The organism is Thiomicrorhabdus indica (assembly GCF_004293625.1).
In the GTDB taxonomy this organism is placed as follows: domain Bacteria; phylum Pseudomonadota; class Gammaproteobacteria; order Thiomicrospirales; family Thiomicrospiraceae; genus Thiomicrorhabdus; species Thiomicrorhabdus indica.
This window is the reverse complement of record NZ_CP033040.1, coordinates 836912-856404: the sequence shown is the minus strand read 5'-3', so window position 1 is coordinate 856404 and position 19493 is coordinate 836912. Positions and strand designations below refer to the sequence as shown.

Here is a 19493-nt window from a genome sequence, read left to right as displayed (position 1 = left end):
GGCGAATTTTAGAAATTAATCTCGACTCTTGTTAGTGCTCAGTTAAAATAACGCTCTAATTTAAAATTAAACTCGCTCATACAACCTGATACCGGCCATTCACGTTTCATGCAAATAAACTCTCAGCCAATCATTCCAATTCCTAAAACCGCACTGCTCAAAGGAATTTTCCTCAGCTTAGCACCGAATTTGGTGTTGGCAAACCAAGCACCCTTAAACGAACAGCCTGCGTACCAAGTTTTTTTTGGTAATCAGATGACAACGCCTGAATGCCTTCCTGACACGATTACCCCAAGACCGCTTGATTTCTTTTTGACGCACAGCCCTGATAATGAATTCGTTGCAGGCAGACAACCATCACCGACATTGGGTCAAGTATCTCCTCAGAATTTAAATATTCAAGCGAATCAATTTACTCAAACAGGTGGGCATATTTATGAATTTCAAGGCAATACCAGTTTTTGGCAAGAGGGTTTATTAATTTTTAGCCCCTATGTTCGAATTGATCAAACAGCACAAAGTGCTTTTTTGGGCGACTTATCTGAACAAAATCCTAACCAGAGTTCCAACAAAATAGTTAATAACTCGGACCGGCCGGTAACAAATCCTAAGCGAAACGTCACACTGTTTGAAAAATCGTTAAGTATTCAAGCCAAACAACTTCGAATAAAGCAAAACTCCGAACAAGAAAACGATAAAACGCTTGAAATTGACTTTGCGAAATATCAACTCTTTCCGAGTCGAGCCTACGGTAAAGCACAAAATATGCGTTTTAAGCAGCGCAAAGAACAACTGACTCTAACCGATGCCGATCTAAGCACTTGCCCTGCGGAACTGCCTAATGGTGAAGGGGATAAAGACTGGCATTTAGAATTTGATGAGCTCAAAATTGACCGAAAAGCACAACGAGTCATAGGAAAACATGCACTGCTGAAAATCCGCGATATTCCTGTTTTTTACACCCCATATTTTAACTACCCTCTGAATGATCGGGCATCTGGGCTCTTATTTCCGAGTTTGGGTACTCACTCAGCTCTTACCAATAATCAGTCGGTGGCCTATTACAAACAGCCTTATTTCTTCAACCTCGCACCCAACTACGATGCAACCCTTACAGCCCTCGCAATGACTGAACGAGGTGTTTTACTGGATGGAGAATTTAGAGCCTTGACTCGCCTGAATGGTCAAACGCACCGAATCAATCTACAGGCAGGATATTTGCGAGATTCTCTCGCCGAAAAAGACGGAGTAGCAACGATTGCCTCCGATGGCTCTTTGGACTACGCCTCTCCTCACGGCACTCGCTGGAGAATTAACTTAGACAGCTCGCAAAACTGGGGACAAGGCTGGTCATCACAATTGCAATGGCACGACGTTTCAGATGGAAGCTTTTATAGTGATTTACCACTCGATGATCGCTACGATGATGCTTCAGAAATCCGTCAGAATGCAATGCTTCGCTACAACTCCAGTAATTTTAATGCTTATTTACAAACACTCAGTTACACCCCATTGAGAACAGAGCGTAACCTTTACCAAAAAAGACCTGAACTTGGGGCGAACTGGATAGCTTGGCAAAACATTCAATGGAAGGCATCTATTGATCTGAAGGCGACCGATTTTGTGGCTAAAAATGACTTTGCAAAAATAACGCCTCTCTCTTATGAAGGCGCCCGTGGTTATATTGCGCCCTCCCTGAGCTATCAACACAATACGATTTTTAGCCGTTTGAAACTGAATACGAAATTCCATCAGCGTTCTTATCAGCTTGAACACACACAAAACACTTCAGAGTTGGATAAAAATATTGGTATTCCTGAATTCAGCGCTTATGGAAGCCTAAAGTTTGAACGTCATTTCAGCGATTTTTTTGGATCTACATCTGAAAACCTTGTTCTATCAAATCACACGAATTGGTATACCCAAACTTTAGAACCTGAACTGCAATACGTTTATATTCCCTATCGAAATCAGCAGGCGATCCCATTATTTGACACTAGCCGACGAAGCTTAGACTTCAATAATCTATTTATGACCAACCGTTTTTACGGTGTTGACCGAATTGGCGACACGCATCATTTGAGTTACGCCTTAAGCAGTAAACTCTATGCACAGGATGGTCTAGAACTTATAAATATCGGTTTGGGACAAACCCGTTATTTTTCAGATCGTAAAGTCACACTTGGTACGGACACCATTCAAAATGAACGTTTTTCTGAATATTTTGCAAAAGCGAATTTTAATCTTGGTCACATCAACTGGATCAACACCGCCAAACTGGATAAAGATGACTTCAGCTTCTTAGCTTCCAACAGCCGTTTGCAATGGCAACCGCAAACCAATCAAGCGTTATTTGTGCAGTACAGCTTAAGTGAGGATGACTATCAATACGAAAACTTGAGTGTTGGCGGTTATACACCGGTTACTGAACGTACGCAGTTAGGTATTTACAGTCGATACAACCTGCTCACCAACCTTTATGAAAGCAACCAACTTCTGCTTCGTTACCAAAGTTGTTGTTGGAATCTGCAAATGGGGGTTGAGCGCAGCGAGTTTGAAAATGGCCTATCAGACACCAAATTACAATTATTATTTGAATTCAACGGACTCAGTAGCCAAAATAGCTCAAATAAATTCCAGAATGAAATTATGGAACGCATTTATTACTAAGGAAATCGTCAACACTAATTACGACTTTATGATTTGTGACATGCAAGGATTTCCATCGTTCCTATTAAAAAAGAGACAGAGTGAATGAAACAATTTAATTCTCCTATTGCAGCCTCCCTTCTCACTGGCTGGTTGGCATTTTCCGGCGCCACTCTAATCAGCACCCAAGCATTGGCTGAAACGAATCTTATTGACCGTGTCGTTGCCGTGGTTGACGATGACATTATCTTACAAAGTCAGCTGCAAGCTAAGATGCAAGAACAGGCAATGAAACTGCAAGCGCAGAACATCCAACTTCCGCCAACTCAAGAATTAGCGCAACAAGTTCTAGACAATTTAATCCTAGAAAAAGTGCAATTGAATCGTGCCAAACTAACCGGCATCAGCGTCACAGAAGAAGCCATCAACCAGCAGTTGCAAAAAATTGCGCAAAAAAATGGTTTAAACCTATTACAACTGCAACAACAAATGGATGCACAAAAACCAAATGGCTTCAAAATGCTGCGCTCGGAGATTGAAAAACAGCTAACAATCCAAAAACTTCGCGAAACTGAAGTGATTAGCCGCACGCAAGTCACGGAAAGTGAAATTAACAATTACCTGACACGACAAAGCTTGTCACAAACCAAATTAAACCTAAAACACATTCTGATTTCTATTCCAGAATCAGCGACCCCAAGCCAACGTCAAGCAGCTTTAGATGAAGCTCAAACGCTGCGCAGACGTATTATCGCTGGGGAAGACTTCAGTCAATTAGCCGTGCGCTTTTCAAACGGTAGCAAAGCTTTACAAGGCGGAGACTTAGGCTGGATGCAACCCAGCGAAATCCCAACTTTCTTTAGTGAAGCAGCCAATACATTAAACGTGGGTGAAACGAGTCAAATCATTGAATCACCTAGTGGTTTTCACTTGATTCAACTGGCCGGTGAGAGTGATGGTTCCAATCAAAAAGTCACGGAATATCATTTACATCAGTTTGTGGTGTTAAGTGACAACATTACCAGCAATGAACCGCCTCAAAGCCTAATAACGCTCACGCAATCTATTAAAAATCTTACTGACTTCAAAGCGTTGAACAACCGCTTTGCAGACATTCCAGAAGAAATTAACCGCAACTCCGACTTAGGCTGGCTAAATGCTGGGCAACTACCACCTGCACTGGCTGAAATCGTTACAGGACTACAACCTGGTCAAGCAATTGGACCTTTTGCCAATGAACAAGGATGGTTAATTGTCTTCTTGGAAGATACACGTCTGCAAACACAAAATAAACAACTGCAATCACAACAAGCAATACAAGCCGTTCGCATGCGCAAAGCCAATGAAATGTTTGATGTTTGGCTCAGACGTTTGAAAGACGAGGCTTATATCCGAATTCAACTGGATGAGTCAACTCAATCCTAACTTCATTTCATTCGCATCAATTTTGATATTTTTTGAGAGACTTCATGACAAAACGATTAGTCATCACTTCCGGTGAACCGGCCGGTATCGGACCAGATTTAGTTTTAATGCTTGCCCAACAAGATTGGGATCACGAACTGGTTGTCATTGCAGATAAAACCGTGTTAGAAAATCGCGCCGCGCAACTTGGCATCAAAGTCTCCTTAAAACCCTACAAAACAGAACACACTACGTCTGCAAGTCGCTCAGGAGAACTCACCTTATTGCACATGCCAACCCCTGCTAAAGTTGAGGCCGGCATCTTGAACCCAAAAAATGGCGGATACATTGTTGAAATGCTCAAGCGAGCCATTGATGGCTGCATGAATAATGAATTTGACGCCATGATTACCGGCCCAATTCATAAAGGCGTAATTAACGAAGCTGGCATTCCATTCAGTGGCCACACTGAACTTTTAGCGGAACACTCGGGAACTGAACGAGTGGTTATGATGCTGGCAACGCCAGGGTTACGAGTCGCTCTAGTCACCACGCATTTACCCTTACTTGAAGTTCCTAAAGCCATCACACCCAAATTGCTCACGGAAATTCTGACAATTACCCATAACTCTCTCGAAAATCAGTTTGGAATTCAAAACCCAAATATTTTAGTCACAGGCTTAAATCCTCATGCAGGTGAAGGCGGGTATATGGGGCGTGAAGAAATTGAAGTCATAGAGCCAACACTAGAGAAACTACGTAGCTCCATGCAACTCGAAGGCCCCTTACCAGCGGACACCTTATTTACACCGAAGTATCTGCAAAGAGCGGATGCTGTGGTTGCCATGTATCATGACCAAGGCCTGCCTGTTCTCAAGCACATGGGTTTTGGCAATGCCGTCAATATTACACTGGGTTTACCATTTATTCGCACATCTGTCGACCACGGTACAGCCTTAGACTTGGCAGGAACCGGTAAAGCCAATGTCGGCAGTTTTCTCTATGCACTAGAAGTCGCTCAAGAAATGTTAGCTGGCCAAAACCAAAAATAAAAGAGACACAATCATGAGAGAAAAACGTTCACCGGCCGGCCGAAACGCAAACCCTGCCAATAAACACCGAGGCAATAGCGGACACCAACACAAAAAACAATTTGGACAGAACTTTCTGAATAATCAGAGAGTCATTGACCAAATTGTCATGAGCATTCGTCCTCAAGCTGAGGATCACATGGTTGAAATTGGCCCCGGTGAAGCAGCTCTGACTGACCCAATTATTCACGTGGTGAAGAAACTCGAAATCATAGAAATAGATAATGATTTAATTGCACCTTTGAAAATTAAATTTGCCAGTCTGCCTGCATTTAATTTGCATCACACCGACGCATTAAAGTTTGATTACAACACCTTATTGGACTCAGCCGATGAGCAACTCCGGGTAGTTGGTAACCTTCCTTACAATATATCCAGCCCACTGATGTTTAAACTGATTGAACACGCTGCAAACATTCACGACATGCATTTTATGCTGCAAAAAGAAGTCGTTGAACGCATTTGCGCCGAACCAGGTTCAAAAACCTTCGGGCGGTTAAGCGTCATGATGCAGTATTTTTGTCAAACCGAACACCTGTTTGATGTCGGACCCGAAAACTTCACACCACCACCCAAAGTGGATTCCGCTATCGTTCGACTAATCCCTTACAAACAAAAACCTATTGTGGCATACGATGAAGCACTATTTGCAGACTTGGTTCGCCAATCCTTTAGCCTGAAACGTAAAACCTTACGCAACAATCTAAAAGGCTGGCTAGATGCCAATCAAATTGAAAGTTGTGGCATTAATCCATCGGTTCGTGCAGAACAACTGCCAGTCAGCGCGTTTGTCGCACTGGCAAATAAACTTTATGAAATAAAAAATCGCTAAGGAAAATCGAAATGGCTACCTACATTATTGGTGACCTACAAGGTTGTTTTGATGAACTTGAACGATTACTGAATCACATTGATTACCGACCAGGGCAAGATCAATTATGGTTTGTTGGCGATGTCATTAATCGCGGCCCGAAATCTCTAGAATGTCTTCGTTTCGTCAAACACGCGTGTGAAAATGACCATGCTCAAATGGTGTTGGGTAACCATGACTTCCATCTTTTAGCCGCATACGCTGGACTTGAAAAATATCTATCTAAATCCGATACCATCATGCCGATTCTAGAGTCCGATGATGTTGACGAGCTAGTAAATTGGCTCCGAATGCAACCTTTATTAGTGAGTCATGAAGTGTATGATGCTGTGATGGTACATGCTGGTATCCCGCCACAATGGAGCATTGATCAAGCAAAAGCTTATGCAAAAGAAGCAGAGTATCATTTACAAAATGACGACTGGCAAACCTTCCTACGAGAGCACCTATTTGGTAATCAAGCGGATCGTTGGTGCGAAAGTTTGCAAGGTTGGCAAAGAATTCGCTACATCGTCAACGCATTTGTACGCATGCGTTATTGTGACGCCGAAGGTAAACTCGACTTTCAGCAAAAGAGTAGTCCAGAGAAGTATTTGAAAAAAATGCGTAAGCACCAAGCGGTCACAGCAGCAGATTTAAAAATTTCAGACACTATGCAACCTTGGTTTTTGTGGAATACCCGAAAAAATCGAGACACGCAGATTTTCTTTGGCCATTGGTCAACGCTGGGCGCCATCGACGGCTATGGCATTCATGCAACCGATACCGGATGTTTATGGGGCGGACAATTGACTGCATATGAGCTGGAAAGCAAAAAACGCCATTGCATTGATTGCCCTCAGCAACGCAAACCAAAGGTAAAAAAACCGAAACCTAAAAATATGTAAATAGTCGAGTCTGAATGAACTAATCATTGAAAGCTTTATGATAAGACTAAGTATAAGTATTTTTTAAAATACTAAAAACGACACCGTTTTTATAGAGACCATTACATGTCAGACCAAACTTTACCCGAAAACCAGTCACCGAACATCCCTGCGGACTTGATGCCGCAAGATTTTGATTCTTCGATTCCAAGCCCTGAAGAGATGTTAGCCCGCTTGCACTCGGTTGATTTGCAACAATATGACTCTGAAGCTATTTTCCAAGAACTGAAAGGCAAGTATATTTGGATTTCGGCTATGACCATTCCTATTACAGTCATTACCTTGGCACTTTTCACCTTGGGCGGCCTAATATTTGATCAACCCATAATAGGGTTTATCATTGGTGCACTCTTACTGTTTTGGATTAGCCGGATGATTGATGCAAAAGACCAAAACCTTCGATTTGAAGCACACAATGTAGTGATTGAACGCATTAAAAATACCGAAGGCGATTTTGGGTTGATACCCCACTTCAAACACTTTCTTCCTCAGCGTTATCGACATCTCTGGCAATCCCTTAAAAAGGGTAACTATCAGTACATTGAACAGTACATTCAAGCGGTTCACCTGCTACAAACTAAATTAGTAGATGAAAAATTTATACATATTTGGCAATTGAAATATCCGCAATTTGCAGCGACAGAAACGTTACCAGAGGAAACAGAACAAGAAGAGCCCCAAACTTCACATAAACCCAATAAACCCAACAAACCTCATAAATCGAAAAAACATTAGGACTCAACATTAGACTAGAAATGAAGAGCGCTAATCACAAATAACGAATCAATGGCCTCCACCACACTTTGGGGAAGCCGGCGCTTGTTGGTGAATCGATTGCCATTCATCCTGTGTGTAAGTATGCAGCCCCAGCGCATGAATCTGCGGCATAATTTCGGCTAAGGCACGATATACCGCTTGCTGACGTTTAACCTTATTTAAGCCGTCAAACGTTTCAGAAACTAAAACCAACTTAAAATGTGAGTCAGTTGCAGGCCCTGAATGCATGTGGCTTTCATTTATAACCTGCATTTCCAGTGGTGAAAACTCCGCCTGAATAACAGATTCAATCTGACCTTTAATACTCATAAAATTCTCCAATAACAAGATTAATTTTTCTGTAATTATAAAGACTGCTGAGAAAATTTATACCGGCCGGTACAAAACAGTCACTGCAAAGTCAGAGTTTAGATCAGTATAATGGGTCAGAATAATATGGAAATGTAATCGAAAGAATCGCTCTCTAAACAAAGGATACTTTATGAAAACTTGGAAAAAATTTGCTATCGCCGGATTAGTACTTGGCTTAAGCCTCAATGCAAATGCAGCTGATGCAAGCAAAACATCCGATGGATTCAAACTTAAACCGGTTCCAGAGTTGCAAGATCCTCCAAGCGATCGTTTTCCTGGTGATCCAGCGGAACATAAAGCGGTCTATATGTGGAACAAAGCCGATCCAGATTATCAGCTAGGAATTTTAAACTCGATTCAAGCAATGATTAAAAAATATGGCGACAATGTAGAAATTGCTGTGGTTGCCATTGGTCCTGGCTTACATGTGCTGGCCAAGGAACCACAGAGAAAAGTCGATCCATTAACCTATGAACGCGTGGGCAGTTTTGCTAAAGATTACAATGTTCGTTGGATTGCTTGTGGTAACACTATGAATACTATTCATTGGACAGATTCAGACATGCGCCCTTTTGCAGAATACTCGGAAGTGGGTGCCGCAGCGTTGATGGAACTGCAAGAAGAAGGTTACAAATTACTGGTCTGGTAATGACAAACTAAAAACCCAGTGCTCAAGTCGGCACTGGGCTTTACATCACAATCTATCGACGACTACCCATAACGACGTGTGGTCGTAGTGACACTGTTTAATAGCAAGCGCTTTATGGTTTATTTTGCTGTTGTTGCATAGCCAATAACTGATCTAACTTTGTATGGAGCGCTTTAATTTCATCATTGATATGCGTTTCAAAAGATTCATGCTCCTCTAAACTGACGCCCATTTTTTCAGCCTCCATTTTTTTATGCTCCTCAGCCAAAACATCGACCACAATACCAATCATCATATTTAAAAACACAAATGCAGAGAAGAAAATAAACGTGATGTAATACATCCAACTCAGTTTGTAGACCGCCATCGTTTCATACATAACATCTGTCCAGTCCTCAAACGTCGCAACACGGAACAGAGTCAATAATGAAATCCCTAAATCTCCCCATAAAACTGGGTTGATGTGTGCAAACAACAAGTTACCGATGACTGCATACAAATAGAAAATAATAAACATTAACAGCGCTACATACCCCATTCTTGGCAAAGCAGTAATTAACGCAGTCACCAAAACGCGCAGTTCCGGAATAAAAGAAATCAAACGCATCACACGGAATAAACGTAACATTCGTGCAATCAATGCATACTGTGAATCGTCCAATGGAATCAGACTGATGACCACAATGGTGAAGTCAAAAACATTCCAACCTTTTTTAAAGAAGTCTCGCAAACGATCTTCTGCCGCCATGCGAATCATGATTTCCATTAAGAAAAACAAAGTAACGCCATAATCCAAAATAATCAAAATCGATTCAAATGTCGGATGCAGGTTGTAGGTACGAATACCTATCATCAATGAAGATAAAATAATGATGGTAATAACAAATACTTCAAAAATTTTGTTATCGCGAATCATTTGAAAACGGGTTTGAAAATCATTCCAGGTCATACTCATAGCACTCTTTAAAAACGCAAATATTGAGAAGTTTTCAATATCCACCGGCCGGTGGAAATTTCGGCGGTATTTTACTGCAAAAAATTTTACACTAAGTTGTTAAAATAAAATTTTTTAATGCATACGATAAAAGGAGAAACACTATGGCGAAGATAACCGTAATCGGCCAAGGAGAGTGTGATTTTGATGGCCAATTTTCATTGCTTGAAGCTCTTGATGAGAATGGATTTGATATGCCTTACAGCTGCCGTGGCGGTAATTGTGGTGCCTGTCTGGTGAAGTTGGTTGCCGGCGATGTGGAAGAAATCCAATCACCGGTTTATGAAGCGGATAAAGGTCACATCTTGACTTGCAGCGTTATCCCTTTGACAGACATCACTATTGAATTAGTTTAAGCTCCAAAATCAAGATCCTCTAAAAAGTCAGGAAAGCCTCAAAATTTGAGGCACCCTCTCCCACTATTTTTTTGGCAGACCTAATCCACGGTTCTCTGCACGAGGAGTCCCAGTCCCTTGCTCTCTTACCTTGAACTGGTTCACACTCTCTACAAGGTGAGTAGATGCATCAGCGGTACTTTGAGCCGTTTCAGCCGAAGCCTCGACTAAATGCGCATTTTCTTGAGTGTTTTTGTCCAAGTCGATGATAGCTTGATTCAACTGATCAATGCCTTGAGATTGCTCAAATGAACTGCTCGCTATCTCGCCGACCATTCCAGTGACTTGAGTAATAGAATCGCTAATCTGCTGTAGAGCATTACCAGACTCTTCAGCCAATCGAGTACCCTCTGTCACTTGTTCCACAGAGCGTTCAATCAACGTTTTAATCTCTTTTGCAGCGTCTGCAGATTTCCCAGCAAGATTGCGCACTTCCCCGGCAACAACTGCAAAACCTCGTCCATGTTCTCCTGCCCTCGCAGCCTCAACCGCAGCATTCAACGCTAATAAGTTTGTTTGGAAAGCAATGGAGTCGATTAAACCAATAATTTGCTCAATTTGACCGCTCGACTCTTTAATCTGTTGCATGGACTCGATCGTTAGACGCATCACTTTCGCCCCCTCTTCCGTGGTGCGACTTGCATCAATCGTTAGCTCATTTGCATGTTTCGCATTTTCAGCATTATTACGAACAGCCGCGGTAATCTCTTCCATCGTTGCCGCGGTTTGTTCCAGTGAACTTGCTTGATGACGGATTCGCCCTGTAATCTGTTGATTGCCTTCTGAAAGCCTTTTCATATCGTCGCCGATACGGTTTGCACCTTCTTTGACTTGCGCCATTGTTTTCGACAGGCTATCCAGAGAGCTATTGATGGCGGACTGCATATGTCCTAAATCACCTTCATAGTCACCATTAACCCTTACCGTCAAATCACCACTTGACATGGAGTCAATGACTGTTGCAATCGACTCATTCGCCTGATGGATTGAACGAGACATAAAGTTAATTTGATCACCTAAGTCTCGGATAAAACCATCCAATAAAGAAGTATCGATTTCTTCACCAATATGGCCCTTGGCTGCTCGGTTAACCATTACTTTAAGATTTTGTTCAACAGCAGACTGCATCTTTTCTAACTTGACTGACTCCGTCACATCTTTCCACTCAGTCACAAAACCGGTTTTTTCACCATGATCATTAGTGATTGGGTTAACGATAATCTGTAGATGCAATTCACCTAAAGTTAGTTTGGCAACATAAGTATCCTGCAAATTCTCCAACAATTTTCTTTGGTGAGCAGGATTGACATGAAATATATCAATATTCTCACCAATGAGTTTTTCAGTTGAAAAGTGTGGCAGCATTTTCTGGATTTCTTTCTCTACCGACTCGAGCGTTTGAATGATGGCTCTATTCATATAAACAATATTCAAATCATTGTCCGCAATCATAATATTGGCCGTACTTTGGTCGACGGTGGTTTTAATCGTGGTCATTTCATTCATGGTGCTACCGATTCTGCTCAACATGCCTTGCATATAGCACGCCAGCTGCTGAGTTTCTTTAACCCCTTCGATACGGATATGTTTTTCGGCATTCAATATGCTTGCAGAATCGCAGATGTTTTTAATTTCATCACGCATTCTTTTGACCGGTGCAATAATCTGACGTCGAACCAACAATTCAAAAGAGAGCAATACTAATAAAAAGACCGCCACAAACTCCAAAGCCGTAACCCAAACAATGGTTTGCGCTACCTCTGCTTGTTTCGCTGTCAGCTCGTTTGAACAGGCCGTTTCAATATGTATTGCTAATTCTTGTAATGCTTTCATAGCAGGGCGATCATCCACGAGCACCTGTTTATCAATCTCATTTGGAGTAAGTCCCTGCGACTTGAGCTGTTTAGCCAGCTCAAATTTCTTGGCATATTCTTGATAAACCGCTTCAATTGTTTGCAAGCTGTTTTTCTCGATATCTACAATGCCTTCCAATTGCAGATAATGAGATTTTGCTGCCTTCAATGTATTGATGTTATTTTCGAAAGCTTGGATATAGCTTGAAGAACGGTAGTCCTGATCGCCGCGAATAACAAAGTTTTTGAAGTTATGGATCATTTGACCATAACCTAAGTGCGCTTGAATTTCGGAAAAGGTACGCATTTTTTCAGCGAACTGCGCTTGCAGTCTATTTTGCTCCACTTCGCCTTTATTTTGATAAAAAATAATCGTAGCCAAGCCTACAGAATTAATAATGAAAAAGACAAATAAGAGAATCAATAGATTCTGTCCTGCCGACCGTTTATTAAATGTTACCTGTTCCATTAGGCCTCCAGATTGAGCGATTCAAGCATGACAGCTTGTTTATACATTCTTTTGATAGTAGTTTTTTTAATTATACGCTTCAAGAAAAATCGTTGAAAATCGATAGGCTTTTAACTTAAAACAATTGTTGCAGGCTCTCGCTTCAAAAAAGCTAAGCGATCAAATAATGAAAACGTGATATTGCTTTTACAGACTTTCTAGCTAGGCAAGCAAAGACGGGAAGGTATTCTATCCATTTTTCAATAGATTTTTAAGTATAAAACGATATTAAAAAGAAAAATAAGCTTTTTAAAAGTATCAAAAGTCATCAGTGCACTGTTAAAAACACCATTGCAATGTTGAACTTTCCATAAAACAAAAAAACCGGCCGGTAGAAAACTCTACCGGCCGGTTTCTTTTTGTATCAAATAATCGTTTCGAATTAGTTGATTTTCGCTAGTTGCTTCTCAACAACTTTCTTAGGTAGAGCGATGTAACCATCTTTTTCTACGTCAGATTGACCTTTCTTAGAAAGTACCAGCTTCAAGAACTCACCAACTACTGGCTCAATTGCTTTGTTAGGTGCTTTGTTTACGTAAACGTAAAGTAGACGAGAAAGTGGGTAAGTACCGTTTACAGCATTCTCAGGGTTTGCTTCAACAAATGGCTTACCATCTTTCTTAGCTAGTGGAACCGCTTTAACACCGGCAGTTTTATAACCAATACCAGAGTAACCAATACCGTTTAGAGACTGAGAAACCGACTGAACTACAGAGGCAGAACCTGGTTGCTCGTTTACAGAAGACTTGTAGTCACCTTTACAAAGTGCTTTTTTCTTGTAGTAACCGTAAGTACCAGAAACTGAGTTTCGACCATATAGCTGAACTGTTTGGTTCGCTAGTTGACCATCAACACCTGCTTGACCCCAGTTAGCGATATCGTCTTTCGCACCACATTTACGAGTTGAAGAGAAAATCGCATCAACTTGAGGAATGGTTAAACCTTTGATTGGGTTATCTTTATGCACATAAACCGCTAGCGCATCGATTGCAACCGCAACAGGCGTTGGCTTATAACCGTGCTCTTTTTCAAACATCGCAATTTCTTTGTCTTTCATCATGCGGCTCATAGGACCGATGTTAGATGTAGACTCAGTTAGAGCTGGAGGCGCAGTAGAAGAACCCGCTGCTTGGATTTGAATGTTTACATTCGGGTACATGCGCTTAAACTCTTCAGCCCATAGCGTCATTAGGTTAGCCAAAGTATCAGAACCAACTGAAGAAAGGTTACCCGAGATACCAGAAACTTTTTTGTATTCTGGAAGGTCTTCAACTGCATAAGCAGGAGTTACAAGTGTCGCAACGGCAGCAAAGCCCATTGCAGCTAGGATGTTCGACTTTTTCATGGATTTCCCCGTAAAAATAAAAGTGAAAACAAAAATGACGGTGGTTATATTAAGGATGAACTATAAATACGGCTTGACATCTAGATGACAAAATTATGACAAGCAATGTGCTTAGTTATACTTATCACTAAATTTTTTTCTTTATATTTCAATAGACTAAACACCAAAAACTCTTTGTAACTTGCGCCAGAGTAAAAAAACTGCAACATTTGGCTCAAAACCCAATGGATTTCTATAAAATGCCGGTAAAAATAGGCCAAGCAACTTAGTCCGGAAAGGATTCGACTTGGTAAGACAGAGTCAGTGAAAATGAGAGTATCAAAATGGAATTAAAAGACATTAATGAGCTTGAAAACGCCACATCCAGAGGTCGAAAAGAGATGTTCCGGTTTGGCACGGCGATGTTGTTTATCGTCTTAATCTTACTATTCACGTCGAATATTAATATTGGAACCGGCACGGTTAGCGTTGAACTTGTTGTAGCAGCCATGATTGGCGGCTATATGGCTCTTAACATTGGTGCAAATGACGTTGCCAACAATGTAGGTCCTGCAGTTGGCTCAAAGGCACTGACTCTAACTGGCGCAATCATACTGGCTGCTATTTTTGAATCGGCAGGTGCCTTGATTGCCGGTGGTGAAGTTGTGAGCACCATCAAAAAAGGCATCATTGATCCAGCAATGGTTGGCGATCCACAAACCTTTATTTGGCTAATGATGGCCGCCTTGCTCGCTGGGGCTCTCTGGCTAAACTTAGCCACGGCGCTAGGTGCTCCTGTCTCAACAACGCACTCAATTGTTGGAGGGGTTTTGGGAGCGGGCATCGCAGCCGCTGGTTGGAGTATTGCTAACTGGGACAAAATGGGGGCAATTGCCGCTAGTTGGATTATATCGCCTGTCATTGGAGGGATGATTGCCGCCGGTTTCCTCATGTGGATTAAGCGATCCATCACCTATAAAGAGGACATGGTCGAAGCCGCTAAAAAAACTGTGCCACTATTGATTGCCATTATGGCTTGGGCCTTCTCAACCTACCTAATTTTAAAAGGTTTGAAGAAAGTTTGGAAACCCGATTTCATGACAGCTCTTTTGGTCGGTTTAGCCATAGCCACAATCGTTTATTTAAGTGTCAAACCGATGATTGCTCGTCAAGCGGCGAAAATGCAAAGTACCAAAGCCAATATCAACACCTTGTTTACCATTCCGTTAATCTTTGCTGCGGCATTATTAAGCTTTGCACACGGCGCAAACGATGTCGCCAACGCCGTTGGACCTTTAGCAGCAATTCATGATGCATTACAAAGTAATGAAATTCACGGCAAAGCCGAAATTCCAATCTGGATTATGGTAATTGGTGCCATAGGTATTTCACTTGGGCTTCTTCTTTTTGGACCAAAACTGATTCGTACAGTAGGTTCAGAAATTACCGAACTTGACCAAATGCGAGCATTTTCCATTGCTATGGCCGCAGCGATTACCGTCATCGTCGCTTCTCAACTAGGGCTGCCAGTAAGCTCTACCCATATTGCCGTTGGTGGGATTTTTGGGGTCGGCTTCTTACGTGAATACCTAAAACGTAACTATGCAAAAGCCATAGAGGAAATCAAAGAACATCATCAGGGTGCAGATGAACACGAAGTGAACGAGTTTATTAACCGCTTCTCAAAAGCCTCTTTAGATGAAAAGAAATACATGTTGGCGCAATTGAAAGAGAAAAAAGCCGAAATTGAACTGTCGAAGAAAGAGCGTAAATCATTGAACAAGGTTTACCAAAAAGAATTGGTCAAGCGTTCTGCATTTTTAAAGATTGTGGCAGCCTGGGTGATTACGGTTCCAGCCTCGGCCATTTTGGCGGCGATTATCTTCTTTGCCATTCGCGGCATGATGCTTCCGTAAAGTATTTCTAGCTACAAAACCAAAGTTATTTACCGGCCGGTTAAGTTTTCTTAACCGGCCGTTTTTGTTTGGTTATCCGGTTCGCCAGTGTTTCAAAATATAAAACCGAACAAACCTTACCGGCCGGTACAAAATTCAAAATAGGATTAAGTACGAAAATCTTATTCGGAAATTCGATTTAACGGAAAGGTACAACTAAAAGTACTGCCTCTGCCATAGTTACTCTTAATCTGTAATCGGGAATCATGTTTTTCTAACACATGCTTCACAATTGCAAGCCCAAGCCCTGTGCCACCTGTTACCCGAGATCGATCTTTATCAACGCGATAAAAACGTTCAGTTAAACGAGGAATATGTTCAGCACTTACACCGATACCTTGGTCCTTGACACTAAAACTTGCACCTTTGCGAGTACGTTGCCATTTAACAACAATCTTACCGCCATCCGGTGAATAGCGCACCGCATTGGAAAGCAAATTCATAAACAGACTTTTTAAAGGTTCTTGGTAACCTTGAATTTTCAAACCTTCATCAATCTCAAATTCAAAGTGATGACGACCATCCGTTAATTGCGCAACCTCAGGCTGAAGCCTTTTTAAAATGGCCGGCACATCCACCGACTGAATTTCAGCGGTAATGGAGTCCGCTTCCATTGTGGATAAGGTCAACAAATCTTCAATAATGGTTCTCATGCGTACAGTTTGATTATGCATATGCTCCAGCGGTTGTTGCCAAGTTGGCTCATCAGCCATCTCTTGCATCAACTCAAGGTAACCGTGTAAAACCGTAAGCGGCGTGCGTAATTCATGAGAAGCATTTGCCACAAAATCTCGACGAATCTGCGCCAACTGGTAAAGTTCAGTGATGTCTTGCGCAATAATAAGTTTATGATCTTCAAAATATTCAATGACACGAATTTCATAAATGCGGCCATGCTGCAAACTCAACTTAATCGTGTTTTCAAATAATTCTGTTTGAAGATACCTTAAAAATTCAGGTTGACGAAGAATGCCTTCAATCCGCCTTCCAACATCTAAACGTCTCAGCCCAAGAATTTTTTTTGAAGGATCATTGAACCACTCAATATGATTTTCACTATCCAGTGAAACAATCGCACTTGGAATCAACATAGAAGCAGCTTTAAACTGCTCAGATTTGTAAAGATATAAATCGGCATGCTTTTCTAGAGCACGTTGTTTTTTGGAAACTTGGTAGGACACCTCGCTCCAAAAACCAGAAACCGGGGGGTGATTAACTTCACCCTCACCTTTCATCCATTGTTCAAATTTGTAAGTCGACCATAGTTGACGACCGATATAAAACACGACGAATACTATCGCAGGACCAATAAAACACTCGATTAACCACCCTATAAACAATAAGGCCCATATAAAGGTGATTATCCAAGTGAGTTCACGTTTAACACCAGCACTTAACAAATTCGATCAACCCTCCACTACCGAAAAACGGTAACCAGAGCCACGAATCGTCTGAATATAGTTAGAAACTCCTAAAGGCTCTAAGATTTTTCGAAGTCGTCGAATATGCACATCAACGGTACGTTCTTCCACGACGACATTGACACCCCAAACCTGGTCAAGCAGTTGCGAACGCGTAAAAACTCGGTTTGAATGCGATAGAAAAAACAGAATTAACTTAAACTCCGTTGGCCCAACTTTGACTTCCGCATCATCAATATAAAAACGATGGCTGACGGTATCCAAACGCATTCGACCCGCAATAATTTGATCACTGCTTTGCGAACTATCATCCGTTTGACGACGTAACAACGCTTTGATTCGAGCCGTCAAGGCTCGAGGTGAGAAAGGCTTGACGACATAGTCGTCTGCGCCTGATTCAAAGCCTTGAACCTGAGCTTCCTCTTCACCACGAGCCGTCAACATAATTATAGGAATCGTTTTACCAAAAGACTTCTGGCGCAAGGTCTTCGCCATAGTCACACCTGAAATTCCAGGCAACATCCAATCAAGCAGAATTAAGTCCGGTTGTGACTCTTCAGCCAAACGCATACCTTCTTCAGCATTGGATGCTTCAATTACCTTATACCCTGACGAATCCAGAGTAAATTTCAGCATATCCCGAATAGCCGCCTCATCTTCGACCACTAATATTAGAGGCTTGGTCGTTTGTTGACTCAAAATTTTTCCTTTTGGAACGAATGATTATCTCTAGGAGTTCTTGTCATCTTCAATAAGCTTGGCAATTTCTTCTTCACCCATCTTACGAATATCGATACCTTTGACTAAATATACGACACTTTCAGCAACATTCAAAGCATGATCCGTCACACGCTCAGCTGCACGAATAGACATAAACATATCTGTTAACACATCAATTTGAGATAAATCCGTCTCCGATGCCAATTTTGAACGTACGGTTACTAATGCATCCGCTAAAACCATGTCCATACGTTCTTCTTCCTGATAAACCCAAAGAACGTCTGAAATATCTAAACGTGAAAAACCGTTCAGTGTTTTCTGAATCATTTTTTCTCCAGACTGCATCAATGTACAAAGCTCGTTATAACAAGGTAAACGAGTACAGCCGACTTCCTCTTCACATTGATGAATCGCTAGCTTAGCAATTTTAACCGCTTCATCACCCATGCGCTCTAAATCTACCGCCACACGAATTGCCATAACAATCAAGCGCAAATCCGATGCCGTAGGTTGCTGTCGAGCAAGTACCGCAGCACTCAGGCGATCAATTTCCATCTCTTCCTGATTAATTAACTCATCAGTCGCTAAAGCCTCTTTGGCTAAATCAATGTTTCCTGTTTCCAAGGCTTGACGCAAATTTGTCAATTGGCTCTCAACTAGCCCTCCCATTCTGGCCACTTCATTGAATAAAGCTTCAATGTTACGGTTCAATTGCTCTGAGATATGCGTGCTAAATTCTTCACGTTCCATGCTTTAATCCTCTTTATTTCATTAACCGTAACGGCCAGTAATATAATCTTCAGTACGTTTAACTTGTGGGTTGGTGAATAATGAATCCGTATCGGTATATTCAATCAAATCCCCCATATACATAAAGGCCGTATAGTCTGAAACACGCGCAGCCTGTTGCATATTGTGCGTTACAATCAAAATCGTAAAATCTTTTTTCAACTCAAAAATCAGCTCTTCAATTGCAAGTGTTGAGATTGGATCCAAGGCTGAAGTTGGTTCATCCAGCAACAGAACTTCTGGTTTTATCGCAATCGCACGAGCGATACATAAACGCTGTTGTTGACCACCCGACATACCAAGTGCATTCTCGTTAAGACGGTCCTTAACCTCTTCCCAAAGGCCTGCGCCTTTTAAGGCCCATTCAACCGACTCATCCAAAACGGTTTTATCAGTGATTCCTTGTAAACGTAACCCGTAACAAACATTTTCATAGATCGATTTTGGGAATGGATTCGGTTTTTGGAAAACCATTCCCACTCGACGCCGTAATGCTGCCACATCCATATCTTTGGCATACATATCATCACCATGAAGTGTCATTTCACCTTCAACGCTTACAATATCGATCAAATCATTCATTCGGTTAAAGCAGCGCAGCAAAGTCGATTTACCACAACCCGATGGACCAATAAACGCTGTGACACGGTTTTCAGGAAGATCCATTGTTACGCCATTAAGGGCTTGCTTAGAACCATAATAGAGGTTCCAGTCTTTTACCTGAATCGCAATTTTTTCATTTTCCAATGAAAGTTTTTCTAAGCCTTGAGGTACGCCTTTGGCCGCTGAAATACTAATAGTTTGTTCATTCATTTT

General features: G+C 41.6%; 17 protein-coding genes. 9 read left to right on the top strand and 8 right to left on the bottom strand.

The features are described from left to right. Positions 1-108: 108 nt before the first annotated feature. The 6 genes from D9T12_RS03500 to D9T12_RS03475 all read left to right on the top strand — a co-directional run bounded on the left by D9T12_RS03500 (position 109) and on the right by D9T12_RS03475 (position 7676). Positions 109-2670, top strand: coding sequence for an LPS-assembly protein LptD (locus D9T12_RS03500; protein WP_130536879.1), 2562 nt, complete (start codon positions 109-111; stop codon positions 2668-2670). Positions 2671-2754: 84 nt separating this feature from the next. Continuing rightward, positions 2755-4074 carry a peptidylprolyl isomerase gene (locus D9T12_RS03495; protein ID WP_130536878.1) on the top strand — a complete coding sequence of 440 codons (1320 nt, stop codon included), beginning with the start codon at positions 2755-2757 and terminating at the stop codon, positions 4072-4074. 44 nt (positions 4075-4118) lie between these two features. Beyond that, positions 4119-5105, top strand: coding sequence for a 4-hydroxythreonine-4-phosphate dehydrogenase PdxA (gene pdxA, locus D9T12_RS03490; protein ID WP_130536877.1), 987 nt, complete (start codon positions 4119-4121; stop codon positions 5103-5105). A gap of 13 nt (positions 5106-5118) precedes the next feature. Next, positions 5119-5976, top strand: a complete 858-nt coding sequence (rsmA, locus tag D9T12_RS03485) for a 16S rRNA (adenine(1518)-N(6)/adenine(1519)-N(6))-dimethyltransferase RsmA (protein WP_130536876.1) — start codon at positions 5119-5121, stop codon at positions 5974-5976. 11 nt (positions 5977-5987) lie between these two features. After that, positions 5988-6902: a symmetrical bis(5'-nucleosyl)-tetraphosphatase gene (locus D9T12_RS03480; RefSeq protein ID WP_130536875.1), complete on the top strand. Its 915-nt coding sequence runs from the start codon at positions 5988-5990 to the stop codon at positions 6900-6902. Positions 6903-7007: 105 nt separating this feature from the next. Further along, the gene (locus tag D9T12_RS03475; protein ID WP_206199128.1) at positions 7008-7676 is read left to right on the top strand and encodes a hypothetical protein; all 669 of its coding nucleotides are present in this window, start codon (positions 7008-7010) and stop codon (positions 7674-7676) included. A 48-nt stretch (positions 7677-7724) separates the two neighbouring features. On the opposite strand, the gene D9T12_RS03470 is transcribed toward D9T12_RS03475, so the two are convergent. Next, on the bottom strand, positions 7725-8027 hold the full coding sequence (locus D9T12_RS03470; RefSeq protein WP_130536874.1) for a BolA family protein: 303 nt from the start codon (positions 8025-8027) through the stop codon (positions 7725-7727). Between the two features lie 172 nt (positions 8028-8199). On the opposite strand from D9T12_RS03470, the gene D9T12_RS03465 reads away from it, so the two are divergent. After that, the gene (locus D9T12_RS03465) at positions 8200-8718 is read left to right on the top strand and encodes a DsrE family protein (RefSeq protein WP_130536873.1); all 519 of its coding nucleotides are present in this window, start codon (positions 8200-8202) and stop codon (positions 8716-8718) included. A gap of 112 nt (positions 8719-8830) precedes the next feature. On the opposite strand, the gene D9T12_RS03460 is transcribed toward D9T12_RS03465, so the two are convergent. Further along, positions 8831-9673 carry an ion transporter gene (locus D9T12_RS03460; RefSeq protein WP_240693224.1) on the bottom strand — a complete coding sequence of 281 codons (843 nt, stop codon included), beginning with the start codon at positions 9671-9673 and terminating at the stop codon, positions 8831-8833. Positions 9674-9816: 143 nt separating this feature from the next. On the opposite strand from D9T12_RS03460, the gene D9T12_RS03455 reads away from it, so the two are divergent. Then, on the top strand, positions 9817-10068 hold the full coding sequence (locus D9T12_RS03455; protein ID WP_130536872.1) for a 2Fe-2S iron-sulfur cluster-binding protein: 252 nt from the start codon (positions 9817-9819) through the stop codon (positions 10066-10068). 63 nt (positions 10069-10131) lie between these two features. On the opposite strand, the gene D9T12_RS03450 is transcribed toward D9T12_RS03455, so the two are convergent. After that, the gene (locus D9T12_RS03450) at positions 10132-12429 is read right to left on the bottom strand and encodes a methyl-accepting chemotaxis protein (RefSeq protein ID WP_130536871.1); all 2298 of its coding nucleotides are present in this window, start codon (positions 12427-12429) and stop codon (positions 10132-10134) included. A 421-nt stretch (positions 12430-12850) separates the two neighbouring features. Beyond that, on the bottom strand, positions 12851-13813 hold the full coding sequence (locus tag D9T12_RS03445; protein WP_130536870.1) for a PstS family phosphate ABC transporter substrate-binding protein: 963 nt from the start codon (positions 13811-13813) through the stop codon (positions 12851-12853). Positions 13814-14136: 323 nt separating this feature from the next. Between D9T12_RS03445 and D9T12_RS03440 the strand changes: the two genes are divergently transcribed. Next, positions 14137-15708, top strand: a complete 1572-nt coding sequence (locus D9T12_RS03440; RefSeq protein WP_130536869.1) for an inorganic phosphate transporter — start codon at positions 14137-14139, stop codon at positions 15706-15708. A gap of 161 nt (positions 15709-15869) precedes the next feature. On the opposite strand, the gene phoR is transcribed toward D9T12_RS03440, so the two are convergent. The 4 genes from phoR to pstB are packed head-to-tail and all read right to left on the bottom strand — an operon-like array spanning position 15870 to position 19490. Then, entirely contained in the window at positions 15870-17147 is a 1278-nt protein-coding gene (phoR, locus tag D9T12_RS03435) for a phosphate regulon sensor histidine kinase PhoR (RefSeq protein WP_130536868.1), read from the bottom strand. A 6-nt stretch (positions 17148-17153) separates the two neighbouring features. Further along, positions 17154-17867, bottom strand: coding sequence for a phosphate regulon transcriptional regulator PhoB (gene phoB, locus D9T12_RS03430; protein WP_130536867.1), 714 nt, complete (start codon positions 17865-17867; stop codon positions 17154-17156). Positions 17868-17897: 30 nt separating this feature from the next. Beyond that, positions 17898-18638, bottom strand: coding sequence for a phosphate signaling complex protein PhoU (gene phoU, locus D9T12_RS03425; RefSeq protein ID WP_130536866.1), 741 nt, complete (start codon positions 18636-18638; stop codon positions 17898-17900). 21 nt (positions 18639-18659) lie between these two features. Next, the gene (pstB, locus tag D9T12_RS03420) at positions 18660-19490 is read right to left on the bottom strand and encodes a phosphate ABC transporter ATP-binding protein PstB (protein WP_130536865.1); all 831 of its coding nucleotides are present in this window, start codon (positions 19488-19490) and stop codon (positions 18660-18662) included. Positions 19491-19493: the final 3 nt, after the last annotated feature.